The organism is Gilliamella sp. LMG 34360 (assembly GCF_984568995.1).
In genome coordinates this window covers 2,817,533-2,837,036 of sequence record NZ_OZ474900.1, presented here as the reverse complement: position 1 = coordinate 2,837,036, position 19,504 = coordinate 2,817,533, and the positions used below count along the sequence as shown (strand labels likewise).

General features: G+C 32.8%; 16 protein-coding genes, 1 tRNA gene and 1 pseudogene. 14 read left to right on the top strand and 4 right to left on the bottom strand.

Features of this window, described 5'->3' with window-relative positions:
- Positions 1-152: 152 nt before the first annotated feature.
- The 8 genes from AC5LW9_RS12755 to fruA all read left to right on the top strand — a co-directional run bounded on the left by AC5LW9_RS12755 (position 153) and on the right by fruA (position 8,993).
- Positions 153-1,109, top strand: coding sequence for a siderophore ABC transporter substrate-binding protein (locus tag AC5LW9_RS12755; RefSeq protein WP_198235904.1), 957 nt, complete (start codon positions 153-155; stop codon positions 1,107-1,109).
- A 7-nt stretch (positions 1,110-1,116) separates the two neighbouring features.
- Complete coding sequence (locus tag AC5LW9_RS12750) at positions 1,117-2,076, top strand: ABC transporter permease (RefSeq protein ID WP_198228660.1); 960 nt, start codon at positions 1,117-1,119, stop codon at positions 2,074-2,076.
- Complete coding sequence (locus AC5LW9_RS12745; protein WP_198228659.1) at positions 2,066-3,037, top strand: iron chelate uptake ABC transporter family permease subunit; 972 nt, start codon at positions 2,066-2,068, stop codon at positions 3,035-3,037. Before AC5LW9_RS12750 ends, AC5LW9_RS12745 begins: the two co-directional genes overlap by 11 nt.
- A complete protein-coding gene (locus AC5LW9_RS12740; RefSeq protein ID WP_493456016.1) occupies positions 3,034-3,789 on the top strand; it encodes an iron ABC transporter ATP-binding protein in 756 nt (251 codons plus the stop codon). The genes AC5LW9_RS12745 and AC5LW9_RS12740 overlap by 4 nt, the downstream gene beginning before the upstream one ends.
- A gap of 122 nt (positions 3,790-3,911) precedes the next feature.
- Positions 3,912-4,943, top strand: coding sequence for a catabolite repressor/activator (gene cra / locus AC5LW9_RS12735; RefSeq protein ID WP_198228657.1), 1,032 nt, complete (start codon positions 3,912-3,914; stop codon positions 4,941-4,943).
- A gap of 209 nt (positions 4,944-5,152) precedes the next feature.
- Positions 5,153-6,352, top strand: coding sequence for a fused PTS fructose transporter subunit IIA/HPr protein (gene fruB / locus AC5LW9_RS12730; RefSeq protein WP_198228656.1), 1,200 nt, complete (start codon positions 5,153-5,155; stop codon positions 6,350-6,352).
- On the top strand, positions 6,352-7,287 hold the full coding sequence (gene fruK / locus AC5LW9_RS12725; RefSeq protein WP_086327083.1) for a 1-phosphofructokinase: 936 nt from the start codon (positions 6,352-6,354) through the stop codon (positions 7,285-7,287). The genes fruB and fruK overlap by 1 nt, the downstream gene beginning before the upstream one ends.
- 8 nt (positions 7,288-7,295) lie before the next feature.
- Entirely contained in the window at positions 7,296-8,993 is a 1,698-nt protein-coding gene (gene fruA, locus AC5LW9_RS12720) for a PTS fructose transporter subunit IIBC (protein ID WP_039126615.1), read from the top strand.
- 55 nt (positions 8,994-9,048) lie between these two features.
- Here the strand turns inward: fruA and AC5LW9_RS12715 are convergent, their stop codons facing one another.
- The gene (locus AC5LW9_RS12715) at positions 9,049-9,624 is read right to left on the bottom strand and encodes an LOG family protein (RefSeq protein ID WP_198228654.1); all 576 of its coding nucleotides are present in this window, start codon (positions 9,622-9,624) and stop codon (positions 9,049-9,051) included.
- A gap of 146 nt (positions 9,625-9,770) precedes the next feature.
- Here AC5LW9_RS12715 and AC5LW9_RS12710 point away from each other — a divergent pair.
- The 3 genes from AC5LW9_RS12710 to AC5LW9_RS12700 all read left to right on the top strand — a co-directional run bounded on the left by AC5LW9_RS12710 (position 9,771) and on the right by AC5LW9_RS12700 (position 11,983).
- Positions 9,771-9,846, top strand: a tRNA-Asn gene (locus tag AC5LW9_RS12710).
- A 278-nt stretch (positions 9,847-10,124) separates the two neighbouring features.
- A complete protein-coding gene (locus AC5LW9_RS12705) occupies positions 10,125-10,853 on the top strand; it encodes an outer membrane protein (protein WP_198228653.1) in 729 nt (242 codons plus the stop codon).
- Between the two features lie 395 nt (positions 10,854-11,248).
- A complete protein-coding gene (locus AC5LW9_RS12700; protein WP_198228652.1) occupies positions 11,249-11,983 on the top strand; it encodes a carbonic anhydrase in 735 nt (244 codons plus the stop codon).
- A 184-nt stretch (positions 11,984-12,167) separates the two neighbouring features.
- Here AC5LW9_RS12700 and AC5LW9_RS12695 read toward each other — a convergent pair whose 3' ends face one another.
- Positions 12,168-12,599, bottom strand: a complete 432-nt coding sequence (locus tag AC5LW9_RS12695) for a pyridoxamine 5'-phosphate oxidase family protein (RefSeq protein ID WP_493456015.1) — start codon at positions 12,597-12,599, stop codon at positions 12,168-12,170.
- A gap of 735 nt (positions 12,600-13,334) precedes the next feature.
- Between AC5LW9_RS12695 and AC5LW9_RS12690 the strand changes: the two are divergent.
- From AC5LW9_RS12690 to AC5LW9_RS12680, 3 genes and pseudogenes are all read left to right on the top strand, one after another.
- Positions 13,335-13,622 (top strand): annotated as a pseudogene (locus AC5LW9_RS12690) (phosphorothioated DNA-binding restriction endonuclease family protein); the annotation flags it as partial.
- Positions 13,623-13,730: 108 nt separating this feature from the next.
- The gene (locus tag AC5LW9_RS12685; RefSeq protein ID WP_493456627.1) at positions 13,731-14,549 is read left to right on the top strand and encodes an HAD family hydrolase; all 819 of its coding nucleotides are present in this window, start codon (positions 13,731-13,733) and stop codon (positions 14,547-14,549) included.
- A 56-nt stretch (positions 14,550-14,605) separates the two neighbouring features.
- Positions 14,606-17,317 carry an AAA domain-containing protein gene (locus AC5LW9_RS12680; RefSeq protein ID WP_493456014.1) on the top strand — a complete coding sequence of 904 codons (2,712 nt, stop codon included), beginning with the start codon at positions 14,606-14,608 and terminating at the stop codon, positions 17,315-17,317.
- 481 nt (positions 17,318-17,798) lie between these two features.
- On the opposite strand, the gene AC5LW9_RS12675 is transcribed toward AC5LW9_RS12680, so the two are convergent.
- Both AC5LW9_RS12675 and AC5LW9_RS12670 read right to left on the bottom strand, forming a co-directional pair.
- Positions 17,799-18,401 (bottom strand): hypothetical protein, encoded by a 603-nt coding sequence (locus tag AC5LW9_RS12675; protein ID WP_493456013.1) that lies wholly within the window; start codon positions 18,399-18,401, stop codon positions 17,799-17,801.
- Positions 18,402-18,765: 364 nt separating this feature from the next.
- On the bottom strand, positions 18,766-19,308 hold the full coding sequence (locus tag AC5LW9_RS12670; protein ID WP_334323168.1) for a hypothetical protein: 543 nt from the start codon (positions 19,306-19,308) through the stop codon (positions 18,766-18,768).
- Positions 19,309-19,504 lie beyond the last annotated feature (196 nt).

Here is a 19,504-nt window from a genome sequence, read left to right as displayed (position 1 = left end):
TTTTATCAATTTTTTTGGTATTATTTTGCTGTTTGTTTAAAGTTCATTGAACACTTATTTATTTTTAGTTACAATTTGGTGCAAATGATAATTATTATTATTTTATTTATCATTTATGCGCTTTTGAACTAAGCTAATAATTAGGAGTTACAATGTATTCATCTATCAAAGTTAAATTTTTAGTATTACTAGCCGCTTTATTTGCATTGGTTGGTTGTGACGATAAAAAAGATGCGCCAGCCGCTAATAAAACATCAATCGTTGTTGAACATTCCCAAGGTAAAACTGAGGTACCTGAAAATCCAAAAAAAGTGGTAGTATTTAATACCGCAACATTAGATATTATCGATGCATTAAATATTCCTGTCACGGCAGTTCCTCAATCAGATGTACATTTCCCAGATTTTTTATCAAAATATGCAGATAAAACGTATACTAATGTTGGTACTTTATTTGAGCCAAATTATGAAGTACTAAGCACACTTCAACCCGATGTGATTATTGCTGGTGGACGTGCAAATGATGTCTATAAAAAATTAAGTGATATTGCACCAACAATCTCACTTGATCTAGATCCTAATAATTTCTTAGCTAGCTTAACAGAGCGTACTGAACAGTTAGGTAACATTTTTGGTAAACAAGAAGAAGCAAAAAAATTACTTGCCGATTTTAACCAAAAAATTGAACAGTTAAATCCAAAAGCAAGCACAGCAGGAACCGCTTTAGTTATTATGATTAATGGTGGCAAAATGTCTGCTTATGGACCAAAATCGCGTTTTGGTTTTATTTTCGATGTACTAGGTTTTAAACCTGCAACAATATTCCAAGAAGCGGGACGTCATGGTAATGCAGTAACTTCTGAGTTTGTATTAAGCGTTAATCCTCAATGGTTATTTGTTCTAGATAGAGACAATGCAATTGGTAATAAAGAAGCTCAATCAGCCCAGCAAGTTTTAGATAATGAATTAATTCAGAAAACGGATGCATGGCAACAAAACCATATTGTTTATTTAGATTCTACATCAATGTATATTTCTGGCGGTATCCAAACTTATAGTCGTTTAATGGACCAAATAAGTGATGTTTTAGAAAAAACATCAGCAAACTAAATAAACCATGACTAAAACAGTTTATTTTATTGCAGGCATTGTTTTTTTATTAGCAATGACTGCATTAAGTTTGTTTATTGGTGCAGGGCATGTAACGTTAGTCGATCTTTGGTCTGACGGTAATATGCGACAAATCTTTTTTGTTAGCCGCGTTCCTAGAACGGTGGCTTTACTCTTAGCTGGTAGCGCGATGAGTGTTGCCGGTTTAATTATGCAACTACTTACCCAAAATCGATTTGTCGAACCGTCTCTAGTAGGTACTACTCAATCAGCTAGTTTAGGGTTATTAGTGATGATGGTACTTGCTCCGGGCGCAAGTGTTATGATGAAAATGGTGGTAGCAAGTTTATTTGCTATGGCCGGCACTGTATTATTCATGTTTATTTCTCGCAAAATTATTTTTAAATCTGCACTTATGGTACCTCTTGTTGGGATAATGCTTGGTGCAGTGATTAGTGCAATTTGTACTTTTTTTGCTATGTATTTTGATTTACTGCAATCACTTGGAGGCTGGGAATCAGGTGATTTTTCAGGTATTTTACAAGGTCGTTACGAGCTATTGTGGCTAGTTGGGGGCATTACCTTACTTGCATGTTGGAGCGCAGATCGTTTTACCGTTGCGGGATTAGGGCGTGATTTTTCTGTCAATGTCGGGCTTAATTATAACCAAGTCATGCTAACTGGACTTATTGTTATAGCTCTTATTGGTGGCATCGTCGTTGTCGTTGTTGGAGTATTGCCATTTTTAGGATTAATTGTACCTAACATTGTCAGTTTGATATTTGGTGATAACGTTCGTAAAACCATACCTTGGATATGTTTATTCGGAAGTGGATTGGTTTTATTTTGCGATATTATCGGGCGAGTTATTCGCTATCCGTTTGAAATTCCCGTTAGTGTTATTCTTGGTGTGGTAGGGGCTATTATTTTTTTAGTGTTGTTGAGTAAAAAACGTCATGCTAGTTAATCAAAAACGCCTTATTTCAAGTCGAAAAACAATATTATTATTACTAGGTATTGCCGTTTTTTGTATTGTTTTTTTTATGACATTTAATTTAAAAGGTAATATTAGTTATATTTTAAGTCATCGGGCTTGGATTGTCTTAACCATGATTTTAGTGGCTTTTTCTGCAGCAACTTCGACTCTGCTTTTCCAAACTGTTACTAATAATCGAATTTTGACACCCTCTATAATGGGATTTGAATCTTTGTTTGTATTGATTCAAACGGTGGTCGTCTTTTTTATTGATGCTCAAGGTATTCCTTATATTGGAATTATTGGTAAATTTATTTTTGAATCATTGTTATTAATTTTATTTTCTCTATTTTTGTATCGAGGATTATTTACCAAGCTCAAACAGAATCTTCATTTAGTTTTATTAATTGGGATCATTTTAGGCACGCTATTTCGTAGTTTTTCTAATTTGTTACAGAGGTTAATGACACCAACTGAATTTGCTGTATTGCAAAGCCGAATTTTTGCAACATTTACTCGAGCTGAACCTATGTTAATTATCTTTTCATTAATTATTGCCACAGTTATAGGGCTTTTTTTATGGCGGATGCGGTTTAGGTTCGATGTATTAGCGTTAGGGCGTGATAATGCCATCAATTTGGGCGTCGATTATCAAAAAAGTGTCACCATTATTTTATTACTTGTTTCGGTATTAGTTGCAATATCAACGGCACTAGTTGGTCCTTTTACTTTTCTTGGCCTGCTTATTGCCAATTTAGCTTATAGCATTAGTGGTTCAAGCCAGCATCGTTTTTTATTACCAACAGCTTTTTTATTAGGTGTAATTTTTCTTGTTGGTGGACAGATGTTTTTAGAACATGTCTTAAACATGGTAGGTGCATTATCTATTGTAATTGAATTTATTGGTGGTTCATTGTTTATCTTCTTATTATTGAAAAAGGTTCCAATGTGATAGAAATTGATAATATTAGTAAAAAATATCAAACTATACAGGTATTAAAAAATGTGAGTGCAACAATATCACAAGGTGGTATTACAGCGATTATTGGTCCAAATGGTGCAGGTAAATCAACACTATTATCAATTATTAGTCGTTTATTGCTTGCTGATGAGGGGCTAGTAAAAATTCAAAATATGGATGTTGTTAATACGCCAAGCGATAAACTTGCAACCTATCTTTCAGTATTAAGGCAAGAAAATCGTTTTACCAGCAGACTTACTGTTTTTGAGTTAGTTGGATTTGGCCGTTATCCTTATAGCAAAGGGCGATTAAATAAAGATGATTTAGTACATATTAATCGGGCTCTTGAATTTTTGAATTTGACTGAATATAAAGATCGATTTTTAGATGAGCTTTCTGGTGGGCAACGTCAACGTGCTTATGTTGCAATGGTACTTTGTCAAGACACAGAATATGTATTACTTGATGAACCATTAAATAACCTTGATATGAAGCATGCTGTTGCAATGATGAAACAGTTACGTCGAGCTGCTGATGAATTGGGTAAAACGATTGTTATTGTCATTCACGATATTAATTTTGCTTCGGTCTATTCCAACTATATTCTAGCAATGAAAAATGGAGAATTAATTTATCAAGGAAATCCAGATCAGATAATAGACTCTACTATTTTAGAAGATATTTTCGATACTCCTGTTCAGATAGAAAAAGTTCATGATCAAAATATTGCAATCTATTATTAATAGATATTTAACTGTGAGTAATAAAAATATTAAATATGTTCAATCAAATAGAGAAACGATTGTTTACTATTTTCTCTGATTCATGTTAAATAAATGACAATACTTTTGCCGAGATAATAATAATGAAATTAGAGGAAATCGCACTGATAGCTGGCGTTTCAAAAACAACGGCTAGTTATGTTATAAATGGAAAAGCAAAAAAATATCGCGTTAGTGATCAAACAATTGAAAAAGTAATGTCAGTTGTTAAAGAGCATGATTATCAGCCCAATGCGGTTGCTGCAGGATTAAGAGCGGGTAAAACCCATACTATTGGCATTATTATTCCTGATTTAGAAAATATTAGTTATACTCGGATTGCCAATTATTTAGAGCAATTGATAAGAAAAGAAGGTTATCAAGTGCTACTTTCATGTTCAGAAGATGATCCCCAAATCGAAAAAGAGTGCGTTAAGCATCTTCAACAACGGCGAGTTGATGCATTAGTGATTTCCTCGTCATTTGTTTCTGTCGAGGACTATGTTTTTTATGATGATTGGCAAAACTCCAAAATTCCATTATTTGCTCTTGATAGAATTTTACCCATTTCTAAATTTAGAAATATAGTGGGTGCGGATAAACAAGATTCTAAAACCTTGGCTCAAGCATTTAATGATGTTGTTCAGGGTACTATGGTTTATCTTGGTGCCTCACCTAATTTATCAGTTAGCCAACTTCGTCTAGATGGATTTAACGAAATTAGATTTGATAGTTATCACCATGATAATAGTAATAAAGTTGATTTTTTATATGCAACTAATTATAGTCGTCATGACGCTGATATCGCTTTTAGTCAATGGTTAGAAAATCATGAATTGCCTGACGGCATTTTTACTACGTCTTTTTCTTTGCTTCAAGGGGCTATTGATGCAATCTTAAGAAAGTTCGGTCATTTACCTGAAACATTAACTATTGCTACTTTTGGTGATAATGAATTATTGGATTTTTTACCTTGTAAAGTTATATCTCTTTGTCAAGATCATAAAGAAGTTGCTAAAATGACAATAAAAATGTTATTAAATTGTTTGCAAAATGAAAGTTATCAACCAGGAATCACAGTTATTCCAAGACGACTCATTTACCGTGGTAGTTTAAGTCGGAATCGAACTTTATAAAAAACATATTGTTTTTTTAACAAAATATTTAGTTAATTTTTATACAAAAAGAAGATCCAGATCACATATTTTCTATTAATAGAGATAATTTATTTGATAATTAATATAATTCTCGTCATTATTGCTGAAACGATTCAATAACGTTATTTAAGCAAATAATATGAATTATGTTAGATGATTTAATATAGCAACCCAGAGGTATTTATTATATGTTTCATTTAGTTAAAGAAGATATCCATTTAAATGAACAAGCCCCTAACAAAACTGAGGCGATAAAAAAAGTAGCTGCTGCTTTAACCAGTGCAGGATTTGTTGAGGAAGGATATGTAGATGGAATGCTCGAACGCGAAGATCAAGCAGCAACTTATCTGGGTATTGGTCTTGCTATCCCTCATGGTACAACTAAAACTCGTCATTTAGTTAAAAAAACAGGTGTGCAAGTTTTTTGCTTTCCTAACGGAGTTGAATGGGGTGATGATGGCGAAAAGGCTTATCTAGCCATCGGTATTGCAGCTAGCTCTGATGAGCATTTGGAGTTACTTCGTCAATTAACACATGTGCTTAGCGCTGATGGTGTTGAAGAACGCATTAAAAACATTAAATCAGCAGATGAAGCAATTGCTATTTTAACTGGTAAACCAAGCGTAGAAGATAGCCAATTTAGTGTAAATGAATCTTCATTATTATTGGATATTCCAGCTGATAGTTTAGGAACATTACAAGCGTTAAATGCTTCACGTTTAAAACAACAAAATGCAGTAAATACTAATTTTATTACTTGTGTGCTGGAGAATAAACCAAACTATTTGGGTTGTGGAGTTTGGTTTAATGATAGTAAAGAAGGTAATTTAAAAAATGCGATAGCGATCAGTCGTACAATAAGTGATTTAAATGAAGATGGTAAACCAGTTAAATTGCTTATCACCATGTCGATGATTAATGATGCTATTGCCGACGTTGTAAATAATTTGGCCTCTTTAGCATTTAATAAAAAATTAGATCTTTTATTGTCAGCCAATATCGATAAAATTATTGATTTATTGGTTTCTAATCATCCATCTACAGATTCAAATCAGCCTGAGACTGAATTGTCCGCTACAAATCAAACTTCAGATACAAATAATCAAGTATTAACTCGTGAATTTATTGTTCCGAATGCAAATGGTCTACATACTCGCCCATCATCGGTATTAGTTAAATTAGTGAAAGAATTTAAAAGTAAAGTCACTGTTGCAAATCTTGATGGTAAAGCAGAGCCAGTTAGTGCGACAAGCTTAATGAAAATTGTTGCCCTTGGTGCTAAAAAAGGCAGTCGATTACAGTTTACAGCAGTCGGTGATGATGCTGCTCAAGCACTAGATGCAATTGGAAAAGCGATTGAAAGTGGCTTAGGTGAGGGAACTGAATAATGAATTATCGCGTTGCAACCATTACTTTGAATCCTGCTTATGACCTTTTAGGATTTTGTCCCAAAGTAGAGCTTGGTGATGTTAACTTAGTTCAAACTAATGCTTTACTACCTGCTGGCAAAGGAATTAATGTCGCCAAAGTATTATCAGATTTAGATGTTAAATTAACACTAGGAGGATTTTTAGGTAAAGAAAACCGTGATGGTTTTAATTTATTATTTAATTCACTTAATGTTGAAGATAAATTTCAAACTGTAGAGGGTCGTACTCGCATTAATGTTAAATTAACTGAGGAAAATAGCGAAGTAACGGATCTAAATTTTTCTGGTTTTACTATTACTGAACAAGATTGGCAACGTTTTGTTACAGATTCTCTCGAATGGTTAAAAGATTTTGATATGATCGCCATTAGTGGTAGTTTACCAGCAGGAGTGTCACTCGACAAATTCACCAAGTGGATGGAGCAAGTTAAAACAATTTGTCCAAAAGTTGTCTTTGATAGTAGTCGCGATGCATTAGTTGCAGGATTGAAAGCTAAGCCATGGTTAATAAAACCTAATGATAAAGAGCTTGAAATGTTTGTAGGACGCAAATTATCAACGTTAGCTGAAATAAAAGCGGCGGCTATGGAACTTATTAATGAAGGTATAGAAAACGTTGTCATTTCACTCGGTAGCAAAGGCGCTTTGTGGGTAACTAAACATGAAGCATGGTTAGCAAAACCACCAAAATGTCAGGTAGTAAGTACTGTTGGTGCAGGTGATTCAATGGTTGGTGGATTAATGTATGGACTTATGACCAATCAATCAATTAAAGACACTTTAGTTTTCGCCTCAAGTGTTGCTGCGTTATCTGTTGGACAAGCCGGAGTTGGTATTGCTGATCGTCAGGCTGTAACCAATATGTTGGATAAAATTGAAATCATTGCTGGATAGGAGTATTCATGAATATTTACATAATTGAGGGTAGTAATGCAGGCCCTGTTAATGGACGTTTGGCTAAAGCCGAATTGGTTTTAGCTGCTAATTCATTAAATTTAAACATAGTCGATAGTGTGGCATCTGCAGACGTAACTGTTGCTATTGGCTCAGGTGATGTCAGTGATAAAACAGTTATCGGTAAAAAGGTTTATGTTATTAGTGATCTTAATGATATTTTTGCTGATCCTAAACAAGTACTCATTGATGCACAAAGTAAAGCTTCTATTTTCGAACAATCGACACAAAGTAATACAAGCTCTGTATCAGGCAATGATGTAAAACGTATTGTTGCGGTTACCGCTTGTCCAACGGGTGTTGCTCATACATTTATGGCAGCCGAAGCGATTGAAGAAGAAGCGAAAAAACGTGGGTGGTGGTGTAAAGTTGAAACGCGTGGTTCGGTTGGTGTTGGTAATGAATTAACACCAGAAGAGGTGGCTTCTGCTGATGTAGTGATTGTAGCATGTGATATAGATGTCAATTTAAGTAAGTTTGCAGGTAAAAAGATGTACCGAACTAAAACCGGTCCAGCTCTTAAAAAGACTGCACAAGAATTAGATAGAGCTTTTGAAGAAGCTACAATCTATCAACCAACAAGTTCTGCTTCAACAGCAAAATCAAGTAATGAGAAGAAAGGTTTCTATCAGCATCTATTAACTGGTGTCTCTTACATGTTACCAATGGTTGTTGCAGGTGGATTAATTATCGCTTTATCATTTGCTTTTGGTTCATTTGAAATGGTTGATGGCGTACAAAAACTGGTAGGTGAATCTCATTTAGCAGAAATTGGTGGGCTTGCATTCTCACTGATGGTACCTTTACTTGCTGGTTATATTGCTTATTCTATTGCTGATAGACCCGGTTTAGCCCCAGGGCTTGTAGGTGGTTTACTTGCTGTTTCTACTGGTGCGGGCTTCTTAGGTGGTATTGTTATTGGTTATTTTGCTGGTTATTTAGCAATGTTAATTGCTAAGTATTTACCATTACCGAAAACACTTGAAGCATTAAAACCAATTCTTATTGTGCCATTACTTGCGACATTAGCTACAGGCTTAGTTATGCAGTTTATTGTTGGTACGCCGATCGCATGGCTAATGGGCGCTTTAACTGAGTGGTTGAAATCAATGGGAACTGCCAATGCAGTTCTGTTAGGTGTAGTTTTAGGTGGTATGATGTGCACTGATATGGGTGGACCAATCAATAAAGTTGCTTATGCATTTGGTACAGGCTTAATTTCGGCTCAAGTATACGCACCAATGGCAGCAGTTATGGCTGGCGGAATGGTTCCTCCTTTGGCCATGGGTATTGCTACATTAATTGCTCGTAAAAAATTTGCTAAAGCTGAACAAGAAAGTGGTAAGGCTTCATTAGTATTAGGTTTATGCTTTATCTCTGAAGGGGCTATTCCTTTCGCTGCTCGAGATCCATTACGTGTTATCCCTTGTTGTATTATTGGTGGGGCAATTACAGGTGGTTTAGCGTTAGCATTTGGTTCACAACTTATGACTCCACATGGTGGATTATTCGCTTTAGCTATCCCAGGAGTTGTTAAACCTGTTGGTGGTTATTTATTATCCATTTTAATTGGTTCTCTTGTGGCTGGTGTTGGTTATGCAGTTCTAAAACAGCCAGAATCAACTGCAGAAATGGCTTCTAATTAAAATCACTTATTTAAATGCAAAATGCCATCAATTGATGGCATTTTTTATTTTTGAATTATTTTTTTACCCAACGTTGCAAATCTTTAGGAATAAAATCATCCATTTTTTGTAGAATCGATTGTGGCTCATCAGACACAATTAAAGTTTTATAAAAACTGTCTCTAACAAATCCTTCATCAACAGTATGTTGTAAAAAATCCAGCATAGGTTGCCAAAATTTGGCTGGATTATACAATGCAACCGGTTTTTCATGATAACCAATTTGCATACTAGTCCAAACTTCAAAGATTTCTTCTAAAGTGCCTGTTCCTCCTGGCATAGCAATAAAGCCATCTGCTAATTCAGAAAGTCGCGCTTTACGTTGATGCATATTTTCAACAACTTCTAAACGAGTAATGTTATGGTGTGCTGTTTCGGCTTTGACTAGCCGCTCAGGAATAATTCCAATAACTTCACCACCATGATCTAAAACAGAATTAGCGATAATACCCATTAAACCTTTATTTCCACCACCATAAATTAATCGTCTATTTTGGTTCGCAATTAACATGCCTAATTGTTCTGCAGCTAGGTGATATTCTGGGCGATTACCTTCACTGGCTCCACAAAAAACACAAATATTTTTTTTCATAACTATTTTATTTACCTTAACTATATAATTTTATCTATTCTAACATGTTATGATTGAATTTGATTACAAGCTGAGCAATTAAGTTTAATTAATGTTTTTCACGTTGACATAATCGTTATAGATCGTTACTATCTTAACCCAAGTGTTCCTCCATAGTTCAGTCGGTAGAACGGCGGACTGTTAATCCGTATGTCACAGGTTCAAGTCCTGTTGGAGGAGCCAATTTTCTACTAAATTCCTTCCTTTTATCATTTAACTTTAGAATATCTTTATATAATAATATCAACTGCTATCTTTGACTTTTGTAAATATTTCGTTTTCGATATCGAGTAAAAATTCATTTAAAAATAGTTATTATATAATTATCTGCTTAATATCAATAAGTTAATAAAAAGATATAAGTGGTTTTTTTATTGATTTCTGCTATTTGCTGGTTTACACTTGCTAAGTCGATTGAATGACATAAAAGTAATTTAAAAGGAAAGGAAAGGAAATAAAATATGAAAAAAACACTTGTTGCTTTGGCAACTATCGCCTGTTTTCCAGCTTTTGCTCAAACTGATACCACAGGACTTTATTTAGGCGGTCAATTAGGTGCGAGTATTTTAAAAGCAAACAGTATTAAAGATACGGTATCTTATTATAATTACTCTGAAGATTTTAAAATAGGATCTTTTAAGAAAGGCAAAATCGCAGGAGCATTAAATATTGGTTATAACTTCAAATATGATTATGACCTTCCTCTACGTGCTGAGTTATCTTATACGATGCGCGGTAATTCAAGTAAGAAATATGGTCACGGCTATAGCGATGTTGTCTTGCCTGACGATCATCTTAAAACAAGTGACAGTCACAAAGTTCGCATGCATACTTTAATGGTAAATGCATACTATGATATTGAAACTAATCGTTCAGTTACTCCTTTTGTTGGTGCAGGATTAGGTGTTGCTTTCACTAAATTGGATCAGACATATTCAGCACAATATGAAAGCGTTTATTATGATGGATCTGGTTCAGTTGGCATGTCAGATACAAAAACAAAATTTGCATGGAATTTAGCCGCTGGTGTGACTTATAATATTGATGAAAATTTAGATGTGGATTTTACTGCTCGTTATGTTAATGCTGGTAAAACTTCTATAAAAACAAATATTCAAGGTTTTAATGTAAAAGGTAGTGCTAAACTAAGTTCAATTGATTTATTAGCAGGTATTCGTTACGCTTTCTAGTATTTTATTTAAACAACAAAGGGCTTTTTTGCCCTTTTTTATTTTTTCTGTCAGTTTTTTCCAAACTTAATGCAAATTATACTACAAACTCATTATTTATATCTTTAGTAACCGATCATTATTTTTTATAATACCAGATGAATTTTCCTCCTTGAATTATAATCCTCTTTTTCATCATTATAAAAATCAAATTATTGATTTATAATTAATATTATAAACTATAGCTGTAAACAAAATAGTTAGATTGGATGATTTATTGATTTGAAATTACTTTGCTCAACAATAAAATAATTAATAAAAAAAAGAAAAAATTATGTTAATTGTTTGTGGTAAGGTTATTTTTTGTGGCGTATAATTTAACTCTCTTTTATTTAATATTTTAATGTAAATTTAAAATGAAACGAAATATAGTAATTGCAGCACTCATGTTAACGAGTCTATCTTGTGCAGCAGATCATACTTCGCATTGGGGTTATGAAGGTCAAGAAAAACCAGAAAATTGGGGCAAATTATCACCTGAATTTTCTACATGCGAAAACGGTAAGAATCAGTCACCTATTAACATTGACAATGTTTTAAAAACTCAGCATGAGAATTTAACGTTTTCTTTTGAAAAAGGTAAACAAGAAATTGTTAACAACGGACATACTATTCAGGTTAATGTTACTGGTAATAATCAGTTAATATTAGATGAGCAGATTTTTACGTTACAACAATTTCATTTTCATACACCAAGTGAAAATACTATTAAAGGTAAACATTATCCAATGGAGGCCCACTTTGTTTACAAAAATAAAGATGGAGAACTTACTGTTGTTGCCTTAATGTTTAATAACGGCGAAGCAAATCCTGAAATTGCGAAGGCTTGGCAACAAATGCCAGCAGAAGTGAATAATAAAATAATTTTAGACAAAACTGTTGATATCAACACATTATTTCCTAAAAAATTAGATTATTACCGCTTTAGTGGTTCACTTACAACTCCACCGTGTACTGAAGGTGTTAGATGGATTGTATTAGAACAAGCAGTAACTGCTTCAGATGAACAAATTCAAAAATTCCATTCAACCATGCATCATGACAACAACCGACCTGTTCAGCCATTGAATGGTAGAGTTATTGTTGATTAATGAATGATTTTAATTGGCTTTATTTATATTGATAATAGAGCCAATTTGGATTATTTTACTGACTAAAAACTATTAATTAATTTTAAATTATTGTATTAGTTTATCTTTAGTAAGATTAAGATAACTATAATCAATAGTTGATATATTATTTTATTTTTACCTGAAGCAATATAGTCATCACAATTTAATGTTTTTTAGCGGTATAAGCTTGTACTTCAATTTTTATGACGATAATTGGTCTAATATCGCCTTCGGTAAATGAGAAAGTTTTATTAGGAGCAACTTTATTCATCCTTATTTGTAACGCCTCTATTTTTTCCGATGGTTCTTCAATAAAGGTTACATACACATTGCCGATAACACTGGCATAATTGAAAGAATATTTGCAGGCTTTTTCAACAGTGATTAATTGATGCTTTGTATCTAGCTCAAAACTAACTAAAGGGTTTTGTCTAATTAGTTCAACTTTAGTGCCTACTTTAGCTCCATGAATATAAAAAATAAGCTGATTGTTAGATGTTAATTCAAAACCAAAATTGACTGGAATAATATACGGAAAATCACCATTATTCATGGCTAAACAAATAACATCAGTATGATCTAAAATATCGATCATTTCGTCGAGATTCGTTATTTACTTATCTTTGCGTCTCATAAATTTCCATTTTTCATGTCCTAGATAACTTAGATTAAAATAATAATAGAACTTAGTCATTAATACTTTTACCATTAAGATGACGACTTATATTAAATATAAACTTAAATTTCTACAAAATATGAAACAGTATTAAAACTTATGTTAGGTGTTAAATATTATTTTTATTGGTTCAATCTAATTCACTAACTTGCTTCTTCGGCTAAAGATAGCCTAAACCAATTTATATCTAAATTTATTTTTAAAATAAAAGACTTATAACTTAATTTTATAAATAAAAAATATTTTTATCTCTTGATTATCGTGTTTTAAAGGATTTAAAAGAGTTTTAGTGAATAGTAAATTAATGGGGGAAGACGAAAGTTAAATTATTTTAATTTTTTGTAGTCCAATTTACGAGCTAATGTGAAAACTGAATTTATTTTGTGAGGTTGACAAACTATGCTTTACACAAAATATTATTTTTTAGTTTACTTTTGACAATTAAAAAAGTTGTTTATTTTCATATTTTAATACCGAAATTCTATATCTTTTTCTCCATTAAATTGAATTGCAAAAATATCTTAATATGTGATACAGATCACAGATATAAATAAATATCTCTAGCTTTTGGATAAGCAGATGAATTTTTGTGACCAGTACCGCAAAATTAATGTATATTAATTATATTGTTTCGTATAAAAATGTCTTAATAATATGAATATCAAACAATTACAAAATATTATTACAGATATCACCATCTGGAAGAAAAGTTACCAACGTAAACTACATAAGCCTCTGAACCTGCGTTATGTTTTAACTCAGTATAAACAAGTTTATAAACGGCTGTTTGATTATCGAACCGAAATCAAAAAAAAATTATTAGAACAGTTAAGTAAATTTGCTCTGCAGAATAAAACACAATATCCCAATATGCCTTTCTGGCGTCTTAAAGGTGAACAGTTAAAGCAATTAATAAATGATAAAATTGATACTAAACCACAATTTGTAGAATAGGCTTTTGGAGTAGGAAGAGGATAATACAGAGTCACATTATAGGAACAATATAGCATTCTTATTGAACTTAAGACATTGTAAAGGAATAAACAATTGATTAAATGTGCATTAATTTATGATTTTGATGGAACGCTAGCAGAGGGTGATTGTGCCCAGCATGGTCTTATGCCAGCGTTAGGTATTACAGACATAAATGGTTTTTGGCGTGAAGTGAAACAACGAGCCAAACATGATGATGGTGATGAAATACTATCTTATCTTGGGCTCTTAGCAGAAAAAGCCAATCAACTTGGTTCTGATGAATTAAGTGAAGATAATTTAAAAAAGCATGGAAAATCGATCCCTCTCTTTCCCGGTGTTAATACTTGGTTCGAGCGTATTAATGAATATGCAACGGCTAATGAGATAGAACTACAACATTACATCATTTCAAGTGGTTTAGATGCTATGATCCGTGGTACAGAAATTGGTAATCAATTTAGTCAAATTTTCGCCTGTAAATATCATTATTCCCCGAATGGAAAACGAGTTATTTGGCCAGCTCAAGCGATAAACTATACAACCAAAACCCAATTTTTATTTCGAATAAACAAAGGAATTAAAAATTCTTGGAACAATGATGAAGTTAATAAATTTATTGAGTTAGAAGAAAGAGATATTCCTTTTCAACGAATGATCTATTTTGGTGATGGTGATACCGATATCCCATCAATGAAAATGATTAGATACCAAGGTGGATTTTCCTTAGCGGTGTTTGATGAGCACAAATGGAAAGAACAACGTACACAAGAGAAAGTTGAAAAACTCATTGCTGAGGAACGAGCTAATTATGTTGTTCCCGCTAATTATCAGCAAGGTAGCCAGCTTGAAGTTACAGTAAGAGGTTTACTGAAATTGTTTAAACGTAAACAATAAGGTTAAACGATTTTCTTCTTAATGGAATATATTCTCTATTAAAAGGACTGAAAGCAATGATTTCTATCTATATGAATGGCGAAAATAAAACCAAGCAAATTAGCGACTGGTCTCTCTACTACGATAATCAAGATCAAGAACTCAAACTCACTAGCCATTTTCCTTCTGGCAAAAAATATACTCAGCCGCTAACACAGTGCCAAGTGAATCCATTTGAGCAAATAAAGGGAAATCTTCTTATTGTTAAGAATAAACCGAAAATAGATTGGATTGAAAAAGCCGAAAGTTATGGGCGAAAGTATACTGTTGTCTACTATCCAAACAATTCCCGACCCTACGTTATGCTTAGTGAAAATATTCAGATCGTATCTGAGACCAATCTCAAAAATGAAGATATTTTTCACTACTTTACACAAGTAGCACAAGCTCGTATTGAGCATGCCTATGAGCACAATAAAGGTATTGCCGAAAATGTGTTACGACAACTTGATAAAATTACTCCCCATCCTGATACGGTGCTTCATGCTTATTGCAGTGTGACAAACCAAAAACGACAGCCTCCTCAACATTTTATTTATCCTTTTGGTATTAATGAAAGTCAGCTAACCGCAGTAAAACAAGCTTTTGCTTCACAAATCAGCATTATTGAAGGCCCACCAGGTACTGGCAAAACCCAAACTATTTTAAATATTGTGGCGAATATTTTGATAAATAATCGCACGGTTGCGATTTTATCCAATAACAATTCTGCAGTAGAAAATGTTTATGAAAAATTGGCTAAATATCAACTTGATTATCTGGTTGCCAAATTAGGAAGTAGTGATAAACGAAAAAACTTCTTTGGTGGTGAACTAGAACTGAGTCTTGAAAAACAAGAGCATATTATAACTTTACAAAGAATAAGTGAGCTTTCAAATATTTTAGTAGAACATCTCCAAGCACAGAACCAAGTTGCTTCCTTACAAGCGCAGATTGACGAACTGACTATTGAAAAGGGATATTTACAACAGAGCCAAAGTGAAAACTTATCATCTGACGCTCAGCTACTCAGTAAATATCAGTTTTCCAAGGAGAAAATTACTGATTTATTGGCTTATTTACATTTCCTTGATCAACGTCGGATTACACTCAAAGACCGAATACAACTTCTGCTTAATTTTAAGATAATCCGTACAAAATTTATTGGTAATTGGAAAAAGCGCCAAGCAATTTTTAATCTATTACAGCTGGCTTATTACGAACAGCAATTAAATGAAAAAAAAAGTTTACTTAAAAAGTATCAACAACGGCTTGAGCAAAATCAATTTAACTCCTTATTGGATAATTTAACCGATTGCTCAATGAAATATTTGAAAGTCCATCTTTCACAAACTATCGACCTTGAAGCGACCTTTACTGGAAAAGACTACCAACAACGTTTTGTTGAATTTACTAAACGTTTTCCGATTATAGGAAGCAGTACTCATTCCATTATCAACTCTTTGGGGCAAGGTGCCTTAATAGACTATTTAATTATTGATGAAGCCTCACAGCAAGATATTATTCCCGGCATTCTTGGTTTGGGCTGCGCCAAGAATGTGATTATTGTAGGCGATCGTAAACAGCTACCTCATGTACCTACCAAACTTGATATTAAACCACCGTATGAATATTATGATTGTGAAAAATACAGCCTACTTGACTCTTTTATTGGCTTATTTCAGAACAAAATTCCCATCACGTTACTGAAAGAGCACTATCGTTGTCATCCTAAAATCATTCAGTTTTGTAACAAACAATTTTACAATGAGCAGCTTATTCCAATGACGAAAGATAATGGAGAACAAGCACTAACGTTAGTTGTTACCGCACCCGGTAATCACACAAGAAATTTAACTAATTTGCGGGAGCTTGACTCTATCAATAAGATAGGTTGGCAAGATTTTACAGAAGAAAACACCGGTTTTATTGCGCCCTACAATAACCAAATTGATTTATCTCAAGAACATTTACCATTAGATATTGTTAAAGCTACAACGCATAAATTTCAGGGTAGAGAGTGTGATAATATTATCTTTTCTACTGTATTGGATAAAAAACCGAGTAGTCAAGAAAAACTAGATTTTGTTGATAATCCACATTTAATTAACGTAGCTGTTTCGCGAGCTAAAAATAAGTTTATGCTTGTCACAGGTAATGATGTCTTCACTAAAAATAATCAAAGTATTGCTGCCTTAATTCGGTATATCAAGTACTATGCGGATAATGATCATATTTACCAAAGTCCGGTTATCTCGGCTTTTGATTTACTTTATAACGATTACGATAAGTCGTTAGAGGCACTTAACTCACGGTTAAGAAAAAATGACTCAAAATATAAATCAGAACGGATTGTTGCCCAATTATTACGTGACATATTGAAAGAAAGCACTTATCAAACCATTAAATACCATCAACAGGTTCTTTTAGAGCAGCTTGTTTCAAAAGCTAACAACAGCTTCACAGAACGCGAACTTGAATATATGCATAATAAAGCCAGTTGTGACTTTGTTCTTTATTTTAAAACTGGTAAATACCCTATAGCAGTGATTGAAGTGGATGGGGATGATCATAATAAGCCAGATCAGACTGAAAGAGATCTCCTAAAGAGTGTCATTCTAGATAAAGTAGGGCTTCCATTATTACGACTTAAAACAATTGAAAGCCAAATAGAAGAGAAAATAAAGCAGTTTTTGAGTCAAAGTATTATAGCCAAGGATAGCGATTTAAGGAGTAATGAAACAGAATAACCAAAGGATTTTAAATAAATTTATAAACCTGCTACTCTTCCTTATTATGAAGATTTTAATTTTAAATATAATTATTACTCTTACTCGGTCTTATCTATAAAGTTGCGAAAGTTTACATAATGTAGCATGGGGAAATCATTAATGACAAAACGAATAACTCTCATATACGATGATAAACTCAGTGTAGTACCTACAATGAGTTTATCGGTGATACTGATATCTAGATATGCTTTTAACTAATTAGTATAAACATTTTTTAGGGGAATGATCTTCTTCTCTCGTTAATCCATTCAGAATGTTCTGCGGCTTTAACACTCCCCCTCTAAATTAAAATATTTAATTCAATTTTGGCGAAATTGGTTATTTAAAATAGCGTATATCCATATTATTTGTTATCAGAACCGTCGTAATCCTTGATGGCGACGCTAAGAGATGAGTAGTCATCAGTTCTTTTAAAAAATTGGTTATTATAATCAGGCTCTCATAAACGAGAATACCGATTATTAATATTTAAATCTTCAATATTATTACCGTAGGTGATAATCTTTTCAGCCTGCTTTGTATTAATAGCCTCAATCTCTTTTTGACTAAAAAGAATTTCAGTTCCAATAGTATGTAATAGCATATCGGACTCATCAAATAATAGTTCAACGCTTCCTGTGTAAATAACGCTTTTAAATGTCATTGTATCTGGATAATCCAAACTCTTACCGTAGCAAATTATCTCAGAATCACCCCTATAAAATTGAATATCCCAAGAATGAAAATAGTCTTTCTTTTTTACTTTATTGACCATCAGAATTTGAGCACATTTAATATTATTGATTACTAATTTTGATTTCTTTAATAAAATAACGGGATCTTCATAATCTTTAATAAAATTATTTGGATTGTTTCGTAAAACATCTTGATAAGCGGGAGCATCGTTATAGAAATTAACGGCAATGTTTTCCAGATTGATTTCATAAGATGTGGGTAATTGTTCCGTAATGACAGGAAATTGAATAAAAACATTTAATCCAATCAGCTCTTGGAAATGAAGCATGGTTTCATGATAGTTAGTTATATCTAGTTTATGATTCATAATTAAAATAATTTTTTTACCGATGAGATCAGTTATATCTTTCTTGGTAAAAATCCTTAAACAAAAATGTTACCTCGCATGCTCTCTTTTTCACGTTAGCAATAAGAGTAAAGAATAGAATAATGTGTGAGATTGCTAGCGCAGTCACTGCAACGGTAAGGTGACAATAAATGAAGAGTTTGGGTAACGAGGAAAACTTATGGCTTAACACGTTGCTGTTGGTTTGTCGTACCCAAAGCTTGTTCAGCGTGAGCACAATATTAATGAATATTCACTTTTTGCTAGCTTACGCAAATCAAAGCAAATCGATGCTATTTTTATTTAATAAGAGTAACTGTGATAATGCTTTGATTTAATTATAATATTAACCTGAAGTAAAACTGGTAACATAGATATAGTGAAACTCTGTCTCCATAAAATATCCCAAGTCTTCCATATAATTGTCAGGATTATCGACAAGCTCAAATAAAGATATCAAAGGAAATTTATCCATTATATCATTAATGAAATTTGAATCTTCGTCAAGATTCATGTGATAATACAAATATTTAGCAAGCTGTTTTGCTGTTATATTAGTCGATAAGGCATTAAATTGGATAACATTATCTTCAATATAAAAATATTCATGAATTAATTCATTAAGATATTGCTTATCTATGTATACCGGAGGTTCATGATTTTGATATAAATCATCCCACCCATGCCCAGTAATTATTAAACGAGTACCTAAAATATAAAATGCTTCGAGTGATGATTTTACCTCTGATTTATTGATAAAACAGTAATGCACTGAGCTCTCGCCATCTTGTAATACCGTTGTATCTAATAAATTGATTAATTTTGTGATATCCGTTTGAAGTATATATTCTTTAAAATGATTTGCATTGATAGATTTAATATTACTCATTTTAGTGTCACGATAGCTTATTTGAGTGAATATTGACGATTTAGGTTTCAATAAAAAGTACTTTTTTAACAATAATTGGTTAATTAGGTTCAATAACAAATATTCTTTTTTTGATCCCGTTTTCAACCAGTTTGTTTACCTAAACCTTGTCAATCGATGGAAAAATATAGCATAAATTCCATTTTAGTTAAAGCGC